Origin of the sequence: Agrobacterium sp. GD03872, from assembly GCF_029840625.1 — a bacterium.
GTDB lineage: Bacteria > Pseudomonadota > Alphaproteobacteria > Rhizobiales > Rhizobiaceae > Agrobacterium > Agrobacterium fabrum_A.
Genome location: NZ_JAOCCY010000013.1, coordinates 21,338 through 38,467, shown reverse-complemented (window position 1 = coordinate 38,467; position 17,130 = coordinate 21,338). Strand labels below are relative to the sequence as shown.

The window sequence follows — 17,130 nt, the reverse complement described above, 5'->3', positions numbered from 1 at the left end:
ACCGCTGTTGTTACTGTGAGGCTCTGCGCATATGCTGGAATACTGAATCTCGATTTCCGGACAAGGCGGACAGACGCATAATGACCTCCCAGTTGGATTTTTTCGCCCCCGCGGCCGTGCGGCGTCCCCAGGCTGAAAAAGGGCGCAGGACGGGTGGCGGCGAGGCGGTGCTGAAGACCGGCACGGACGACGAGGCGCTTGCCGGATACCTTGAAGCCACCGGCAATTATCGTGTCCTGCGCCGGTTGCAGCCGCGTCCGGTGGTCGACCGGCCGAGAGCGGGATTTCCCCGGCAGGGCGTGATCCTCGATACGGAAACCACGGGCCTCGACCATCGCACCGACGAGATCATCGAAATCGGTGTCATCGCCTTCACTTTCGACGATGATGGCGCGATCGGCGATGTCACCGGCATCTATGGCGGGTTGCGGCAGCCTGATATCGCCATCCCTGAAGAAATCACCCGCCTGACCGGGATCACCGACGAGATGGTTGCGGGCCAGACAATCGACATGGACCGGCTGACGTCTCTCATCGCCCATGCCGATCTGATCGTCGCCCACAATGCGGGTTTCGACCGCCCCTTTTGCGAAGCCTTCTCGCCGATATTTCGAGACAAGGCATGGGCCTGCTCGGTTTCGGAAATAGACTGGCGTGTGCGCGGCTTCGAGGGCAACAAGCTCGGTTATCTGATCGGACAGTCAGGCTATTTCCACGACGGCCATCGCGCTGTGGACGATTGTTTTGCCTTGCTGGAAGTGCTGGAGCAGACGCGGCCCGGCCAAAGCAGCACGCCATTTGCCGAACTCCATGAGGCGAGCCGGCGCTCAAGGGTGCGCCTCTACGCGGAAAACAGCCCTTTCGACATGAAGGATCATCTGAAAAAGCGGGGTTATCGCTGGTCTGACGGTTCCGATGGTCGGCCGAAATCCTGGTGGGTGGAACTGCCGGAGGAAAAGCTCGAAGAGGAGCTGCATTTCCTGCGGACCGAAATCTACCGTTGGGACGCTGATCCCACGGTCAAATATCTCACGGCTTTCGACCGGTTCAAGGCCGGTTGAAACAGGGGGTAGTTCGGACCTTCAGATTGCATACAATTTCTGCAATGAATCGAAAACAATCGATGTAAAATTGGGCAGGTCCGCGCAAGGCTTTCCGAAGCGCAGAAAAATATCATTTTACATCAATGGCTAAGTCGATTGGCACGCCTCCTGCATGACAAGGATGTCGCAGGAGAGTGTTTATGAGCAAAGCCGCAGCAATCGACATCGCTTCCGTATCCAAGATCTACGGCACCACCACCGCCGTGCATGCGATCAGCCTCAAGATACCGGCCGGGAGCTATTGCTGCCTGCTTGGACCATCGGGCTGCGGCAAGACCTCGACGCTGAGAATGATCGCCGGCCACGAGAGCATTTCCAGCGGCGATATCAGGCTCGGCAATATCGTCGTCACCGATCTGCCGCCTGCCAGACGCGGCACGGCGATGATGTTCCAGTCCTATGCGCTGTTTCCCCATCTCGATCTCGTCGACAATGTCGCCTTCAGCCTCAAGATGAAGGGTGCGGACAAGGAAACCCGCCGGGCGAAGGCGCTCGAGATGCTGCAGCTGATGCAGCTCGAACCCTATGCCAACAGGCGGCCGGCCCAGCTTTCCGGCGGGCAGCAGCAGCGCGTGGCGCTGGCGCGCGCGCTGATTACCGATCCCGAGGCGCTGCTGCTCGATGAGCCGCTTTCGGCGCTGGACCCGTTCCTCAAGATCCGCATGCGCGCCGAGCTGAAGAAGTTGCAGACCTCGCTCGGCATCACCTTCGTGCATGTCACCCACAGTCAGGAAGAGGCCATGGCGCTGGCCGATATCATCGTCGTCATGAATGACGGCCGTATCGAACAGGCGGCCACGCCGCGCGAGGTTTTCGAGCGTCCCGCCACCGCCTTCGTTGCCCGCTTCATGGGCGATCACAATGTCATTTCCGGGCGTTACCGGGAAAAAACGGGCGATCTCGTCACGCTCGAAGTGGCGGGCGGCGGCATTTTTATCGCAAGCGGCGTCGCCCCGGATGACGGCGCGGTCGATATCGCCGTGCGTACCGACCGCGTCCGCGTCGGCGAGGCGCAGCAGCCGGGCCTCGGTTTCACCGGCTTCGTCTCGAATGTCGAATATCGCGGCGCCAGCGTGAAGATCGCCGTAACAGGCGCGGGCATCGAGGATTTCAACGTCATCCTCAGCGATGCCGCCTTCTTCGAAAACCCGGTCAGGACCGGCGACGCCATACCGCTTTCATGGAATGCGGCCGATGCCATCGTGCTCGGCCGGGTAGAGAAGTGACCCCAAAAATAACCAGAGGAGAACTTTGAAATGACCGATACCAGCAAGATCAAAACAGGCCTTTCCCGCCGCGGCCTTCTCAAGGCCGGTGCGGCGGCGACGGGTGCCGCAATCGGCTCCGGCCTCATTACCGGCTTCCCGACCATCTGGGCGCAGAACCCCATCACCATCCGCCAGTTCGGCACCGGCGTGTCGAACCTCAATGCCATTGCCGAAAAGTGCAAGGCCGATCTCAGCATCACGCTCGAAATGACGGCGACGGATTCTGACGCCGCCGCCCAGCGCGCCGTTACCCAGCCGAATTCCTACGACATCGCCGATATCGAATACTGGATCCTGAAGAAGGTCTATCCGGCCGGCGTCATCCAGCCGATGGAAATCAAGAAGCTGAAATATTACGACAAGATCGTGCCGCTGTTCAAAAACGGCAAGCTGAAACCGGACAGCGTCGTGGCGCAGGGCACCGCCCCGCACACGGTCGGTTTCGTCGAAAAGCCCGGCGACAAGACATTTGCGAAGGGCGAGACCGATTATTTCACCATGGTCCCGACCATCTACAACGCCGATACGCTCGGCATCCGCCCCGATCTCGTCGGCCGCGATATCTCAAGCTGGGCCGATATCATGGACCCGAAGTTCAAGGGCAAGACCTCGATCCTCAACATCCCCTCCATCGGCATCATGGATGCGGCGATGATCATGGAAGCCATGGGCAACATCAAATATGCCGACAAGGGCAACATGACCAAGGAGGAGATCGACAAGACCATCGACTTCCTCATCAAGGCGAAGAAGGACGGCCAGTTCCGCGCCTTCTGGAAGAGCTTCGACGAAAGCGTCAACCTCATGGCCTCGGGCGAAGTCATCATCCAGTCCATGTGGTCGCCGGCCGTCGCCGCCGTTCGTTCCAAGGGCATCGCCTGCAAATACCAGCCGCTGAAGGAAGGTTATCGCTCCTGGGGCGGCGGTCTTGGCCTTGCGAAGCACCTCTCGGGCGCGAAACTCGATGCGGCCTATGAATATATCAACTGGTACACCTCCGGCTGGGTCGGCGCTTACCTCAACCGTCAGGGTTATTATTCCGCCGCCATGGAAACGGCGAAGGAACACATGACCGCAGACGAATGGGGCTACTGGGTCGAAGGCAAGCCGGCTGGGGGCGATATCATCGCGCCCGACGGCAAGGTCATGGAAAAGGCCGGCGCGGTGCGCGATGGCGGCTCCTTCGAGGAACGCATGGGCAAGGTCGCGTGCTGGAACTCCGTCATGGATGAAGACCGCTACATGGTCCGCCGCTGGAACGAATTCATCGCGGCCTGATGTTTTTGAAGGACGAAGCCGGCGGTGAAGGCCGCCGGTCAGTCACATAGGCGTCGAAAACCCTCCGTCGTCATCCTCGGGCTTGACCCGAGGATCCACAATCTGGCGCGGCCATGGATCCTCGGGTCAAGCCCGAGGATGACGGCGAGAGTGTAGAGGCCTTTGTCAACATGCTTGCCGGCGGCCTTCGCCGCCGGTGCATCTCTAAATCCAGCGAAAGGCTCCACCATGGTGACGGTCAGACTCATCGGCGTCAGCGACAAAAAGGACAGGCCGCCCCGCAGCTTCGCGCTGCCGCAAAAGCTCGTGTCCTATGTTCAGGCCGCGCCGCTTTTGCTGATCCTCGGCTTTTTCCTGGCTCTGCCGATCCTCATGATCGCCGTCGTCAGCTTCTGGGATTACGATTTCGCCCAGATGTATCCGGATTTCGTGACGTTCAACTATCTGGAAACGCTCGGCTCCTGGGTCACCTGGCAGACCTATCTCAACACCCTGAAATATGCCGCCATGGTCTGGGCCATCACGCTGTTCTGCGGTTTCTGGGTCGCCTATTTCCTTGCCTTCCACATTCGCACCACCACCATGCAGATGGTGCTCTTCCTCGTCTGCACCGTGCCCTTCCTGACGTCGAACATCATCCGCATGATTTCCTGGATTCCGGTGCTGGGGCGAAACGGCCTCGTCAACAGCGCGCTGGTCGGCACCGGCATCATTCCCGAACCGATCGAATGGCTGCTTTATTCGGATTTCGCCGTGGTGCTCGCCATGGTGCATCTTTATACGCTGTTCATGGTCACGCCGATCTTCAACACGCTGATGCGCATCGACAAATCGCTGATCGAGGCGGCGCGTGACGCCGGCGCGACGGGCTGGCAGACGCTCAGTAACGTCATCATTCCGCTTGCCAAGCCCGGCATGGCCATCGGCAGCATCTTCGTCGTCACGCTGGTCATGGCCGATTTCTCCACCGTTCAGGTGATGTCCGGCGGCCAGAGCGCCTCGGTGGCGCTGATGATGAAGAACCAGATGTCGCTGCTGCAATATCCGGCCGCCGCTGCGAACGCCGTCATCCTGCTCATTCTCGTTCTGCTGATGGTCGCGGGCATCCTGCGCATCGTCGATATCCGCAAGGAGCTTTGATCCCATGCATCAGGAAAAACGCGGCCGCGAATTCTATATCCTCGCCTTCTTTTTCGCCCTCTTCGTGCTGTTTCTTTACGGTCCGCTGTCGGCCATCCTCATCCTCGCCTTTCAGGGGCCGAATGGCGGCCTGACCTTCCCGCTGAACGGCGTTTCGCTGCACTGGTTCGGCAATCTTTTCGAACAGCAGGCCGTCGGCGATTTCGGCGGCTCCTTCCGCCGTTCCTTCGCTCTTGGCCTGATGGTCATGGCCGTTACCGTGCTCGTCTCGCTGCTGGCGGGCCTTGCCTTCCGGCGCAAATTCATCGGTGCGACGCCGTTGTTCTATCTGTCGGTCGCAAGCCTCGTGGTGCCGTCGATCATCATTTCACTCGGCATCGGCGTTCTGTTCCAGCAGCTCGGGCTGGAGCCATCATGGTATACGTCCGCCTTCGGCGCGCATCTCACCTGGACGCTGCCCTTCGGCGTGCTCATCATGCTGGCCGTCTTCAATCGGTTTTCGCCGTCCTATGAGGAAGCGGCCCGCGATCTCGGCGCATCCTCCTGGCAGACCTTCGCCCATGTGGTGCTGCCGATGATCGCGCCGAGCCTGATCGGCGTCGGCCTTTTCGGCTTCACGCTTTCTTATGACGAGTTCGCCCGCACATTGATGACGTCAGGCACCTACAACACGCTGCCGCTGGAAATCTACGGCATGACCACCAATGTCACGACGCCGGTGCTTTATGCGCTCGGTACTGTTACAACTCTGTTTTCCTTCCTGGTGATCGCGGCCACGCTCGGCCTGATCGTCACGCTCAATCGCCGCCATTCGCGCGGATGAAGAAACGTAAAATGCGCATTCTCGTCATCAATCCCAACACCACGCAATCCATGACCGCGACCATTGCCGACGCCGCGACGCGGATAGCCGGCCGCGATACGGACATACTGGCCGTCACCTCGTCCATGGGACCTGTCTCCATCGAAGGTTATTACGACGAGGTTTTCGCCGTGCCCGGCCTGCTGCTGGAGCTGGCAAAAGCGCCGGCGCTTGGAGCCGACGCGGCGGTCATCGCCTGTTTCGACGACACCGGGCTCGATGCGGCCCGCGCTCTCGCCGATATTCCCGTTATCGGCATCTGCGAGGCGGCGGTCTCCGCCACCGCCTTTATCGCCCAGAAATTCACCATCGTCACGACGATGGAACGCTCGCGGCTGCCGCTGGAACATCTCGTCCATCGTTATGGCATGTCCGCCCGCTGCAATGTGCGCGCCGCCGATATTCCGGTTCTGTCGCTGGAAGATCCCGCCTCGAACGCTCGTGAAAGGCTGCGCGCGGAAATCTCGCTGGCCCTGAAAGAGGACAGGGCGGAAGCGATCGTGCTCGGCTGCGCCGGCATGGCCGACCTTGCCGCCGAACTGCGCCATGAATTCGGCGTTCCTGTCGTCGATGGCGTCGCGGCGGCCGTCAAGCAGGCGGAATCGCTGGTGTCCATGGGGTTGTCCACCGCCAAGCGCGGCGCTTATGCCACGCCGCTCGCCAAACCCTATCGCGGATTGCTGGAGGCATTCCGGCCGGACAGGCTCTCCGGGGCGTCGGACGATTGAGATCGTGCCGTTTTCACCATCGCCGGCCATAAAGCGACGAACGCGAGCTGATAGGCGAGGTCACGCTGGACGGTCTGCAAAGTCAGATCGCTCAGAATGATGCCGGAACCGTTCCTCGTCAGAATTTTCAACCGCTCGGCCCTGGCAAGCAGGGCCGTGATATGGGCGCGGCTGACCCCGTAGGCGCGCGCCGATGCCTTGCGGGAGAAGGCGCAACCCGTGACATCGCAGGCTCCGGTTTCCGCGGCTGACAGCAGGTCCAGCAATATCGGGAAACCGGGCGCATGGCCGAGGAACATCCGCGTTTCCGCCGATGGAAACGGCAGATCCTGCGCATGCCGCAGGAACCAGCTCACACCGTCTATGAGGACGGCTGTTCCGACGGCCTCCTCCGCAGGCGTTTCCATTGCCGGGCAGGGCGCCCATGGCGAGGCCGCGATAAGGTAGGTTGCGGCGAGTTTTTCGATTGCGGCAATGAGCCAGCCCTCCATGGACCATGGCCGCTCGCGTTTATCGCCGTGCGGCGGGTGGCGCTGTGCGGTATTTTCCAGTTCCAGCCAGTCGATCAATGCGCGCGTCCTGCGGCTGGAGGCCCAGCCGGGTGGAACGACGACTGCCTGAACCGCCGCCAGCGTAAATCGCCCGCCATGGGCCGATGCGACGCCTAAGGCGCACATCACGGTGGCGAATGCGCCGAAGTCTCCGAGCGCGCGGACGAGGCGCTGCTCCTTTTTGAAGACGGCCGGGATCTCGGTGCATAGATAGGCGACGGTGTCGGCAAAGGCGTCATCGTTCAATATCCTGTTCGCAAGTAAGTCCAGCCTCTCTCGAAGCATGTCCGGCCGAGGTCGGACGAAGTCCCTTTTCGGGTGCGTCTTTGAAGCCGGGGCGCCTGCTTTTCCAGATACCTTTCTCCCATGGTTTTCTTGGCATTCGCTACTTTATGGCGAATTTCAAAGCGTGAGTTTCATGCGCTGGCGACGACCGCCCGGGGTGCGCGCGACGGCCGAAAGGTTCCGGTTCGGAAGATGCGTGCATTTTGTTGCACTCCCCCGACACCCTGTTGAACGGTATTAAAAAATACTCTCATAAATTGAGTGTTAAAGGGCGCGTTAAAATGTGTTCCCTTTTGAGACGGTTTGCGAGAGCAGTGCCAACGGCGATTTTATCGTCTGTTTCTATTGAATAATTTAATGAAGTTTCGGATGCGGAATATTTCGCTCGCTTGCCATGAATACAATCTTTGAGGGTTGTGTTTTCGGTCTTGACGGCGTTGCAAAAAATGCACCCGGAACCGCCTGACACCCGAACATTACAGCCATGTCTCTGGCGCGGTCGGCAGCGATGCCGGGCGGCGTGTGGAGCCCGTCATGCTTTTTATCCATCCCCAATTCTCCAAAGGAGGCTGAAGTCATGCAACTTCGACATGTTATTTTCGCCGGCCTTGCGGCCATCGCGATGCAATTCGATATCCAGCCCCTGGGCGGGCCCGCCGTTGCGAACGCGGCCACCCTCACCACCGAGCAGGTGGCGGCTTTCCAGTCGAAACTGGAGCAGGCGGAAGCGGGCCGCGAGCTGCTCGGCCGCCGTTCCGTGTGCCTGATGGAGCATCTGACGGCGCAACAGCAGCTCAGCGCCGACCGCGAGAAGGCGCTGGGTCAGGCCATGTACCTGCAGATCGAGCTGGAGCGGCAGGTGGTGCAGTCCGAAACCAGCGTGAAGGGCTATGAGGAACTGGTTCAGTCCGAGGGCGAGAACGTCAGGGCGCGCCAGGCCACCTTCGAAAAGGCCCGCAGGGAAATGGAGGAACAGGCCAAGCGCGTCAGAATATGCAGCGGCGTCCTCTTCTTCCTGCCGGGAATTTGCCAGGCCGGCGACGCGGCGGTCAAGGCGCTGGGCTGGATGAAGGATGCGGAGCGGGAATACCGCATCGCCCAGCCGCGGCTGGACAATGCCCGGTCGGCTCTCGAAGGCGTTCGCAACCAGCTCGAAAACAATCGCCGCCAGCTTGCGGCGGCGCAGCAGAGCCATGCCGAGAACCAGAAGGCGGTGAAAACGCTGGAGGAGCAGATCACCAGGCTCAAGGCGGCGATCTCCACCATCAACGTCAAGGTCCAGGACTTCAACATTCAGGTCGGCAACTTCACCAGCGCTCTGAAGGAAGCGAGCGAGGTCAATCCCGACGACGCGAAAATACGTCAGGTTACGCGGCTGTCCGCCGAGATCGACGGCCTGACCAAGGACGTGCCGCAGTTCATTTCCGTGACCGAGGCCGGACTGCCGGACGACGCGAAGAAACAATGCGGATCGTGAACGATCACCCCATCACTCTCCGTAACCACCCATCAACAGGAGCATGAAAATGAACAATGTCGTCAATCTCGAAAGCCGGGAAACCAAACTCAACAGCGCGATCGACGCCGATGTCGAGGCGATCGTGTCGAAGCCGGAATTCAGCCTTCCCAAGGCGGATACGGCGCTCGTCCGGTATTATATCGACAAGATCCAGGGAACCTACGATGTCGAGCGCGCCAAGCGCGACACCGACAATGCGATCGACCTGCTCTACATCGCCTATAACACCACGCCGCAGGAGGAAGGCAAAATTCGCGGCCGCATCAGCGCCATCATGGACAGCCTGATAACGTCGCAGCAGAAAAGTGAAATCAGCATGAGACGTGCGATGGATCTTGCCAATCGCGTCCGCATTTCAATCGAGGATATCTTCCCGGACTGGCTGGACATCCGCGAGGGAAATGACCAGGGCGAGATCAAGGCTTTCGTCTCCAACGACTTGATAAAGCTCGCGAAGAATATCCGCGACCAGGCGTTGAGAGTGCGTGACGATCTGCTTGAGGTCGCCTCCACCTATGACGGCATCATCAAGGCGACCGCACAGATCACCGATGCGAGCGAAATGGTACTGAGCAAGCGTCTCGAAGACAAGGTGACGATGGAACGGGAAATCCGCGAGGCCGACGCGCGGCGTCAACAGCTGGAATCGCTTGTGAACGATCTGAAGGCGCAGGTCGCGGAGTTCGAAAAGAAGGCCCGTGAATATGAAAAGCGGGCCAATACGGCCGAGCAGCGTGCTTTTATCATGTCGATCGTCCGGGTCGGCGCACAGATGATTTCAAGCGCCATTCCCGCAATCGCCATGGCGGCGGGCGGTCCGGCCTCCATGCTGGCCTCGTCGGTCGGCGGCGCACTTTCGGGACAGTCCAGGGGTGGCCAGGATGACGGGCAGGGGCAGGGTGGCGGTTCCCGCACACCGACAACCGGCGACGGCAAGGCCGATGCGGCCGCCACGCAGAGCAAGCTTTCCGAGCAGAAGGCCGAACTGCGCAAGAGCGAGGAAAAACGCGACAGCTTGAAGACGGATATCAAGGCGCTGGAAGACAGCAGGTCGACGCTGGCGAAGGATGCCGAGGGTACCGACCCGAAATCGAGCAAGGCCGTGGAGCTTGCCGAACTCGACAAACGCCTGACCGCGCGCGCCGCGGAACTGAAAGCGCAGGAGGAAAAGATCGCAAGTCAGCAGACCCTGATCTCCAGCCTGCAGGCTTCGCTCGACGCGCTCGACAAGGGGCTCGGCAAGCTCACCGACGAGCAGCAGCAGCAGGCGGCGAGCCTGCGCGAAATGCAGATGAAGATGATCGACAAGGCGGAAGCCTATGAGAATGAACGCCGCACCCAGGCTGCCGAACTCATAAAGATCAACGCCCTGCTCAAGGGAAAGCAGGACGAGAGCGACAAGATCAAGCTTGCGGTCCAATCCCTCAACGTCAGCATTACGGCGCTGAAACGCACGAAGGAAATTATTGAGGAAATCGCATTTTTCTTCAAGAGCTTCGCCGATTTCATGCAGGCCGTGGCCGACGATGCCGGGCACCAGGTCAAGGCGATCGACAATGTGGCCGAGCTGGAAGTCATTCGCAAGAACCGCCTCGCCCAGCTCGTTCGCTCCGTCAACGAGTTCTTCGTCAGGCAGACCGCCCAATGGTATGCGGTCGGGACCGTCAGCGAGAGGTTCAACCGCAGCTTTGCGGACGGATGGTCGAAGCTCAACAAGCTGCAGGGGAAATATCTCACCGGCGCCGAACTGACGAACTATTTGGCGGAAGCCTCGGAAAAGCTCTCGGTCATCGTCGCCGAACGCGAGGCCGCGGCGGAGGCAAAAATCGCGTCGCTGCAGGCCTATCGTCAGGATCTGAGCAAGACCGCCTGATCTCCTGAGAGCCTGCCGTCACTTTCCGGCCCGGCAGCAAGCGTTTCCGTGGTCCCGGCCGAACACGTCCCCTTGGGCATGGGATCATGGGCAACGTCCTGCCGGCGCAGATGCCGGCAGGACGGCCGCCGAAACTTCGACATTCACCACATCAACGACAGGCATCCGGCCGCCATCGGAGCGCCCCATGCAACGTCATTTTCAGAAAGGAGAAGACCATGCCGACAGTCACCAACCCTCCAGCCCTGGTCCCTCAGGACACCCCAGCCTGGTGCTTCGCCGCCGTCGAGCAGATGGTGCGGGCCTTTTGTGGGCTTCCTGCGGCCACCCAGTACGAGATTGCAAGGCGCAACACCGAGGCGCTGGCCACGGTCGATCCGCAGGTTCAGGAGCGCTGGGAGCTGGCGCAGACCCTGGATCAATCAGGCGGCATCGTGGAACAGGGCGGCGCCAATCCGCACAGCAACGTCGTCAGGCTGGTTTCCAGCCAGTGGAACGCCTTCGATCACACAACGACCAACGGTCATTTCGTCAAGGGTCTGACCGCCGATATCGTCAGAGACGAGATCGATAACAACCGCGTCGTCGTGATCGGAACGGAACACCACTATTATCTCGTCTACGGCTACACCGTGAACGGCGGGGATCTCGACCTTCATATCCTCGATCCATGGCCGGCCGGGCGGGGCGGGGCCAGAACACGCATCGGCCTGCGGGAATTCCTGGCAATGCCGGCCTGCGTCGCCATCACCTTCGGTTAGGCCGGCAGGCCGACCGCATTCCTTTCGATCGTCGGGGATGTCCCGGCGCCCAATCAACACAAATCCCACCCTGCGATCCTGCACGCCAACGTCCGGGAACAGGTGGTTCATGTCCAAAAGGAGACACAGATGCCAATTCTCAGCAATTTTGTGGTCAAGCATATCCGGCCCTTCGGCGAGGCGGGCTACAATGCTTTCGGCAATGCGCAGACCATCGAGTTCCTCTCAGGTCTCGGGCTTAGCACGGGGGATATCGCCAATATTTTCGCCGCATGGCGTCTGGCGGCCCTGGCTGATCCCGTCGGCGAGAGCAATCTTCTCGTTGCGGCCGCAAATGCGCTGGCGCAGGCGCGCTGGGAAAATCTCTATGAGACCCAGATGAGCACAGTGCTTTTCCTCGACGATATCCAGCTGGAATCCCTCAGCCACCTCGAACCCGGGGCGAACCGGAACTTTTCGTGGCGGTCCCCGACCCCCATCGCCGCCGCGGTGACCATTCATAATGGCAGCAACCGGCATCACATCATCTGGGAAGCAACGGGCTTTTCCGGCGGCACCGATGAGAATGGCTGGATTTCGCACTTCGCAGACTTATTGCCGACCGGGTGATAGGACCTTCGCCGGATAACAACCAAAGACGCCGGAAAGGTATCGCAGCTCTCCGGCGTCGATACGGCCAGTCCCTTCATATCGCTGTCATAATGGTGTCTGATACCGAAACCGTTTTGAGGTCGATATGTGCCGATGAATAGTCGTTGCACGCCGGGAGTTGTTTCGTGAAATCGTCAATGCAGACCATGGACACCGAAGCGCGCAGCCAGAGACACGGCACGCCCGGCGAGGTTTTCGCGGCTTTTCTGAAGCTCGGCGTCACCTCCTTCGGCGGCCCCATCGCTCATCTCGGTTATTTTCGCGATGAACTGGTGGTGCGGCGCAAATGGATCGATGAGGCAGGTTATGCCGATCTCGTGGCGCTTTGCCAGTTTCTGCCCGGTCCGGCCTCCAGCCAGGTTGGGTTTGCGCTCGGGTTGCTGCGGGCAGGGCCGCTCGGCGCGCTGGCGGCCTGGACCGCCTTTACCCTGCCATCTGCCATTCTCCTCCTCTTCTTCGCCACGGTTGCCGCTTCCATCGAAGGGCCTGTCGGCACCGGCCTGCTGCATGGGTTGAAAATCGTCGCCGTCGCCGTGGTGGCGCAGGCGGTCTGGGGCATGGCAAAAAGCCTTGCGCCGGATCGTGAGCGGGCCAGCATCGCGCTGGCAGGCATCGTCTGCGTCGTATTCGTCGCCGGCGCCTTCGGGCAGGTTCTGGCGCTCGCCGTCGGCGCGGCCGCCGGGCTTGTCTTCTGCCGTGCGGATGCCGCGGGGCAGGCCACGCATCTCGCCTTCCGGGTGCCGAAAAGCATCGGATATGTCGCGCTCGCCACTTTCGCCCTGCTGCTTGGCCTCCTGCCGTTGCTTGCCGCAGTTACGGCATCGCAAGGCCTTTCCATGTTCGATGCCTTTTATCGCGCCGGCGCGCTGGTTTTCGGCGGCGGCCATGTGGTGCTGCCGCTATTGCAATCGGAAGTCGTCGCGACTGGCTGGGTCACGGAAGACGCCTTCATCGCCGGTTATGGCGCAACCCAGGCCGTGCCCGGCCCGCTCTTCACTTTCGCTGCTTATCTCGGCGCCGTGGTGGGGCCGCAGCCCAACGGCGTGGCGGGCGCGGCCATCACCCTTGTTGCGATTTTTCTGCCGGGCATGCTGCTGCTTGTCGGCGCGCTTCCCTTCTGGGAAGGTTTCCGCAGGCATCTTCTGGCGCAGGCCGCCATGCGCGGGGCAAATGCCGCCGTCGTCGGCATTCTTGGCACAGCGCTTTATGACCCGGTCTGGACAAGCGCGATCTTCACGCCGAAGGATTTCGCCCTTGCACTTACGGGCTTCATCCTGCTGACGATCTGGAAAGCGCCGCCCTGGGCCGTGGTCGCTCTCTGCGCGGCCGGCGGTATCATACTGGCTTTGGCGTAGGCTTCATCGCGCAACGCCGATGCTGTCGAACATCCAGTCCGAAAAGGCCTGCATGGCCGGTGTCGGTGGTCTCGATTGCAGCCGGGTCAGCCAATAGCTTCCAAGCGAAATGGTAACCGGAAAAGGCTGAATGATCGCACCCGAGGCCAGGTGCCGCGAAAACATCGATGGCGGCGCCAGCGCCACACCCAGCCCCTGCAACGCAGCCTCCATCATGCCGAGTGAGGTGTCGAAAACAATGCCGGCATTCACCTGTGCCGCCGGTGTCACGCCGGCTGCGGCAAACCAGTTGCTCCATTCATCGGCCCTGTAACTGCGCAGCAGCGTCGCTTCCATCAGGTCGGCGGGTTTTTTCAGCGCGTCCGCCAGTTTCGGCGTACACAAAGGAGAGAGCGGCGCCTCAAACAGCCGGAAGGCGTCCGTGCCGTGCCATGAGCCCTGACCGAAGCGAATGGCGAAATCCAGTCCTTCGGCCGCCATATCCACCCGGTTATTATTGGTGGAAACCCTGACATCGATAAACGGATGCAGCTTTTGAAACGCCTGTAGCCGCGGCAGCAACCAGCCCACCGCAAAGGTGCCCACGACGCCAAGAAACAGCAGTTCACGCACCTGTCCGGCCTCTATGCGGTCGAGCGTCGTCGCCATCTGGTCGAAGGAACTGGTCACGGTCGGCAGCAGGGCCTCACCTTCTGCGGTAATCTTCAGGCCGCGCGGAAGCCGCTGGAAAAGAGCGACGCCCAGCCGCTTTTCCAACCCCTTCACCTGCTGGCTCACAGCCGCCTGCGTCACGCATAGTTCGATTGCAGCGCGGGTGAAGCTCAGGTGCCGGGCGGATGCTTCAAAGGCCCGCAAGCCGTTCAGGGGAAGAAATTGCCGAACCATTCAAGACCTAGATTTTCTTGCGTCTCCTCCGAGATATCATGGTTTGTTCGTGCAATGTAGAGCGGTTAAACGTCTTTCGCTGGGGCCGGCGGATACGCCGAAAATCCACCTGAGGTTTTGGAGAACGTGAAAGATGAAACTTAGTCGCAGACATATCGTACTGGCCGCCTTGCTCTCGACGAGCCTGTTCACGCAGGCCTTTGCCGCCGATGGCGCCAGGCTGAAGGCGATCACGGATGCCGCGATCAAGCCGGTCATGGAGAAAAACGGCATTCCGGGTCTCGCCGTCGGCATCAGCGTCGGTGGTGAAAACCACATCTTCACCTATGGCGTCATGTCCAAAAGCACGGGTGAGCCGGTTACCCCGCAAACGCTTTTCGAGCTCGGCTCCATCTCCAAGACCTTCACCGTCACCCTCAGCACCTATGCGGAAGGCAATGGCCAGCTCTCGCTGTCCGGCAAGGTCGGCGATTATCTTCCATCCATGAAGGGGAGACCCTTCGGCGACGTCGCGCTGATGCATCTCGGCACCCATACCGCCGGCGGTTTTCCCATTCAGGTGCCGGACAATGTCAAGACGGAAGAGCAGCTTTTGGCCTATCTCAAGGCCTGGAAACCGTCTTACAAGGCCGGCACGCACCGGAGCTACGCCAATCCCAGCATCGGTATGCTCGGATACATCACCGCAAAGGCGATGGGCCAGAGCTTCGACGTTGCGATGCAGGATACGCTGTTTCCCGCGCTGGGCCTGAAGAACACCTTCATCGTCGTGCCCAGGACGAAGATGACCGATTATGCACAGGGATATAAGCGAACCGGCGAACCCGCCCGCGTGACACCCGCCATTCTCTCCTCGGAGGCCTATGGCGTCCGGTCGACGGCGGAGGACATGATCCGCTTCGTCGATGCGAATATGGGGCTGGAAAAGCTGGATGGAAAAATCCAGCAGGCGATCTTCAACACCCATACCGGATATTTCAGCGTCGGCGCCATGACGCAGGACATGGTCTGGGAGCAATATGCCTATCCGGCGTCGTTGAAGACGCTGACCAGGTTGAATTCCGGCGCGCTGCTGAAGACCGTTCCGGTTGCCGGGATATCACCGCCCATGAAACCGCGCCAGGACGTCTTCATCAACAAGACCGGTTCCACCAATGGTTTCGGCGCCTATGTGGCGTTCATACCCAGGGAGAAATTGGGCGTCGTCATTCTGGCCAATAAAAACTATCCCAATGAGGAGCGGGTTGCCGCCGCCTACGAGATTTTGACGGCGCTCGAAAAGGCGCAATAACGCCGTCCGTCATTCTGGTGTCTTCGTCCTGGCGCGGGAGCCGATTGTTCCTGCGCCAGAATGCGTAACGGTGGGAAACGGTCCATTGCCGATGACACAGGCAGGCAATCGCGCTAACGGAGAAAAGATGCGCCGGCTGCCGATTCGGTCTCGGTTGCATGCGCAAATCACAAAAGCAAATCTCTGTGCGGCTACGAACTGGAACGGGAAAGCCCTGTAAGCGCGTGCCGACTGTTTCGTGGGGGACGACGATGAGCGATACCGGTGGTTATTTTCCTCGCTGGCGACTGAAGACGGAAGGGCGCATCCTGCCCGATGAGCGGCTGCCCGCGGGGCAGACCGCAGTGCTCGGTCTGCAGCATGTCGTGGCGATGTTCGGTTCCACGGTGCTTGCGCCGCTGATCATGGGGTTCGATCCGAATGTCTCGATCCTGTTTTCGGGCATCTCGACACTGATCTTTTTCATCGCCGTTGGCGGCCGTGTGCCGAGCTATCTCGGCTCGTCCTTTGCGTTCATCGGCCCGGTGCTGGTGGCGACGGGGGCGGCGGCCGGTGCGGCCAGCCCCAACATCGCACTGGCGCTCGGCGGCATCATCGCGGCCGGTGTGCTTTATGCGCTGATCGGCGTCATCGTCATGATCGCCGGCCATAACTGGATCGAGAAGCTAATGCCGCCGGTTCTGACGGGCGCGATCGTTGCGGCCATCGGCCTCGTTCTCGCACCCATCGCCATCGCAAGCGCCTCCGGCTCCGGTCCGGGCAATCCCGACGGCGACCAGCTGTCGCGCTGGATTGCGATCCTGACGGTCACATCGGTCGGTACGATCGCGGTCTATGCGCCCGGCATGGCGCGTCGCCTGCCCATCCTCATCGGCGGTGCGATTGCCTATATCGCCTATCTCGTGCTTGCGAACGGTTTCGGTCTTGGCAAGCCCGTCGATTTTTCTGGGGTCGCGGCGGCGTCCTGGTTCGGGTTGCCGACATTCACCACGCCGGTGTTTTCCGCCTCCGCCATTGCCCTGATCGCTCCGGTCGTCGTCATTCTGGTTGCGGAAAACCTCGGTCATATCAAGGCGATAGGCGCGATGACCGGCCAGAATCTCGATCGTTATCTCGGCCGCGCCTTCATCGGTGACGGCGTCGCGACGATGTTTTCCGGCGCCTTCGGCGGCACCGGCATGACGACCTATGCCGAAAACATGGGCGTCATGGCGATAACCCGCATCTTTTCGACGCTGGTCTTCATCGTCGCTGCACTGGTCGCCATCCTTCTCGGCTTCTCGCCAAAATTCGGCGCGCTCATCCAGACCATACCAGGGCCGGTCATCGGCGGCCTTTCCGTCGTGGTCTTCGGCCTCATTGCCGCGACCGCCGGGCGCATCTGGGTCGAGAACAAGGTCGATTTTTCCGAACCGCGCAACCTCATCACCGTGGGTATCGCGCTGGTGCTGGGCGCCGGCAACTTCAAGCTCAACGTTGCCGGCTTCACACTGGATGGTATCGGCACGGCGACGATCGGCGCGATTGCCTTTTATCACCTGCTGGGTCTCGGCAGGGCGGCGCAGGGCAGGTGAGGGCCA

Annotated in this window: 16 protein-coding genes; 13 read left to right on the top strand and 3 right to left on the bottom strand. The window is 60.7% G+C overall.

The window, feature by feature from the left end; all coding sequences use genetic code 11:
- Positions 1-80 precede the first annotated feature (80 nt).
- The 6 genes from N5D22_RS21265 to N5D22_RS21240 all read left to right on the top strand — a co-directional run bounded on the left by N5D22_RS21265 (position 81) and on the right by N5D22_RS21240 (position 6,379).
- Positions 81-1,061: a 3'-5' exonuclease gene (locus tag N5D22_RS21265; RefSeq protein WP_279657847.1), complete on the top strand. Its 981-nt coding sequence runs from the start codon at positions 81-83 to the stop codon at positions 1,059-1,061.
- A gap of 182 nt (positions 1,062-1,243) precedes the next feature.
- The gene (locus N5D22_RS21260; protein ID WP_279657848.1) at positions 1,244-2,329 is read left to right on the top strand and encodes an ABC transporter ATP-binding protein; all 1,086 of its coding nucleotides are present in this window, start codon (positions 1,244-1,246) and stop codon (positions 2,327-2,329) included.
- Positions 2,330-2,359: 30 nt separating this feature from the next.
- Positions 2,360-3,649, top strand: a complete 1,290-nt coding sequence (locus N5D22_RS21255) for a PotD/PotF family extracellular solute-binding protein (protein ID WP_279657849.1) — start codon at positions 2,360-2,362, stop codon at positions 3,647-3,649.
- 228 nt (positions 3,650-3,877) lie between these two features.
- Complete coding sequence (locus N5D22_RS21250; protein ID WP_065656055.1) at positions 3,878-4,789, top strand: ABC transporter permease; 912 nt, start codon at positions 3,878-3,880, stop codon at positions 4,787-4,789.
- A gap of 4 nt (positions 4,790-4,793) precedes the next feature.
- Positions 4,794-5,612, top strand: a complete 819-nt coding sequence (locus tag N5D22_RS21245; protein WP_279657850.1) for an ABC transporter permease — start codon at positions 4,794-4,796, stop codon at positions 5,610-5,612.
- An 11-nt stretch (positions 5,613-5,623) separates the two neighbouring features.
- Positions 5,624-6,379 (top strand): aspartate/glutamate racemase family protein, encoded by a 756-nt coding sequence (locus N5D22_RS21240; RefSeq protein ID WP_279657851.1) that lies wholly within the window; start codon positions 5,624-5,626, stop codon positions 6,377-6,379.
- On the opposite strand, the gene N5D22_RS21235 is transcribed toward N5D22_RS21240, so the two are convergent.
- Together N5D22_RS21235 and N5D22_RS21230 are read right to left on the bottom strand one after the other, a co-directional pair.
- Complete coding sequence (locus tag N5D22_RS21235; RefSeq protein ID WP_279657852.1) at positions 6,319-7,176, bottom strand: hypothetical protein; 858 nt, start codon at positions 7,174-7,176, stop codon at positions 6,319-6,321. The two genes, N5D22_RS21240 and N5D22_RS21235, sit on opposite strands and share 61 nt — an antisense overlap.
- 393 nt (positions 7,177-7,569) lie before the next feature.
- Complete coding sequence (locus N5D22_RS21230; RefSeq protein WP_279657853.1) at positions 7,570-7,764, bottom strand: hypothetical protein; 195 nt, start codon at positions 7,762-7,764, stop codon at positions 7,570-7,572.
- Positions 7,765-7,792: 28 nt separating this feature from the next.
- Here N5D22_RS21230 and N5D22_RS21225 point away from each other — a divergent pair, with 28 nt between their 5' ends.
- From N5D22_RS21225 to chrA, 5 genes are all read left to right on the top strand, one after another.
- Positions 7,793-8,692, top strand: coding sequence for a hypothetical protein (locus tag N5D22_RS21225; RefSeq protein ID WP_279657854.1), 900 nt, complete (start codon positions 7,793-7,795; stop codon positions 8,690-8,692).
- A 49-nt stretch (positions 8,693-8,741) separates the two neighbouring features.
- Positions 8,742-10,607, top strand: coding sequence for a tyrosyl-tRNA deacylase (locus tag N5D22_RS21220; RefSeq protein WP_279657855.1), 1,866 nt, complete (start codon positions 8,742-8,744; stop codon positions 10,605-10,607).
- 218 nt (positions 10,608-10,825) lie between these two features.
- Positions 10,826-11,368, top strand: coding sequence for a hypothetical protein (locus tag N5D22_RS21215; protein WP_279657857.1), 543 nt, complete (start codon positions 10,826-10,828; stop codon positions 11,366-11,368).
- 129 nt (positions 11,369-11,497) lie between these two features.
- On the top strand, positions 11,498-11,977 hold the full coding sequence (locus N5D22_RS21210; RefSeq protein WP_279657858.1) for a hypothetical protein: 480 nt from the start codon (positions 11,498-11,500) through the stop codon (positions 11,975-11,977).
- A gap of 188 nt (positions 11,978-12,165) precedes the next feature.
- A complete protein-coding gene (gene chrA / locus N5D22_RS21205; RefSeq protein WP_279657881.1) occupies positions 12,166-13,374 on the top strand; it encodes a chromate efflux transporter in 1,209 nt (402 codons plus the stop codon).
- 3 nt (positions 13,375-13,377) lie between these two features.
- On the opposite strand, the gene N5D22_RS21200 is transcribed toward chrA, so the two are convergent.
- Entirely contained in the window at positions 13,378-14,259 is an 882-nt protein-coding gene (locus tag N5D22_RS21200; protein ID WP_279657859.1) for a LysR substrate-binding domain-containing protein, read from the bottom strand.
- A gap of 133 nt (positions 14,260-14,392) precedes the next feature.
- On the opposite strand from N5D22_RS21200, the gene ampC reads away from it, so the two are divergent.
- Positions 14,393-15,550 (top strand): class C beta-lactamase, encoded by a 1,158-nt coding sequence (gene ampC / locus N5D22_RS21195; RefSeq protein WP_279657860.1) that lies wholly within the window; start codon positions 14,393-14,395, stop codon positions 15,548-15,550.
- 251 nt (positions 15,551-15,801) lie between these two features.
- Positions 15,802-17,124: a solute carrier family 23 protein gene (locus N5D22_RS21190; protein ID WP_279657861.1), complete on the top strand. Its 1,323-nt coding sequence runs from the start codon at positions 15,802-15,804 to the stop codon at positions 17,122-17,124.
- Positions 17,125-17,130 lie beyond the last annotated feature (6 nt).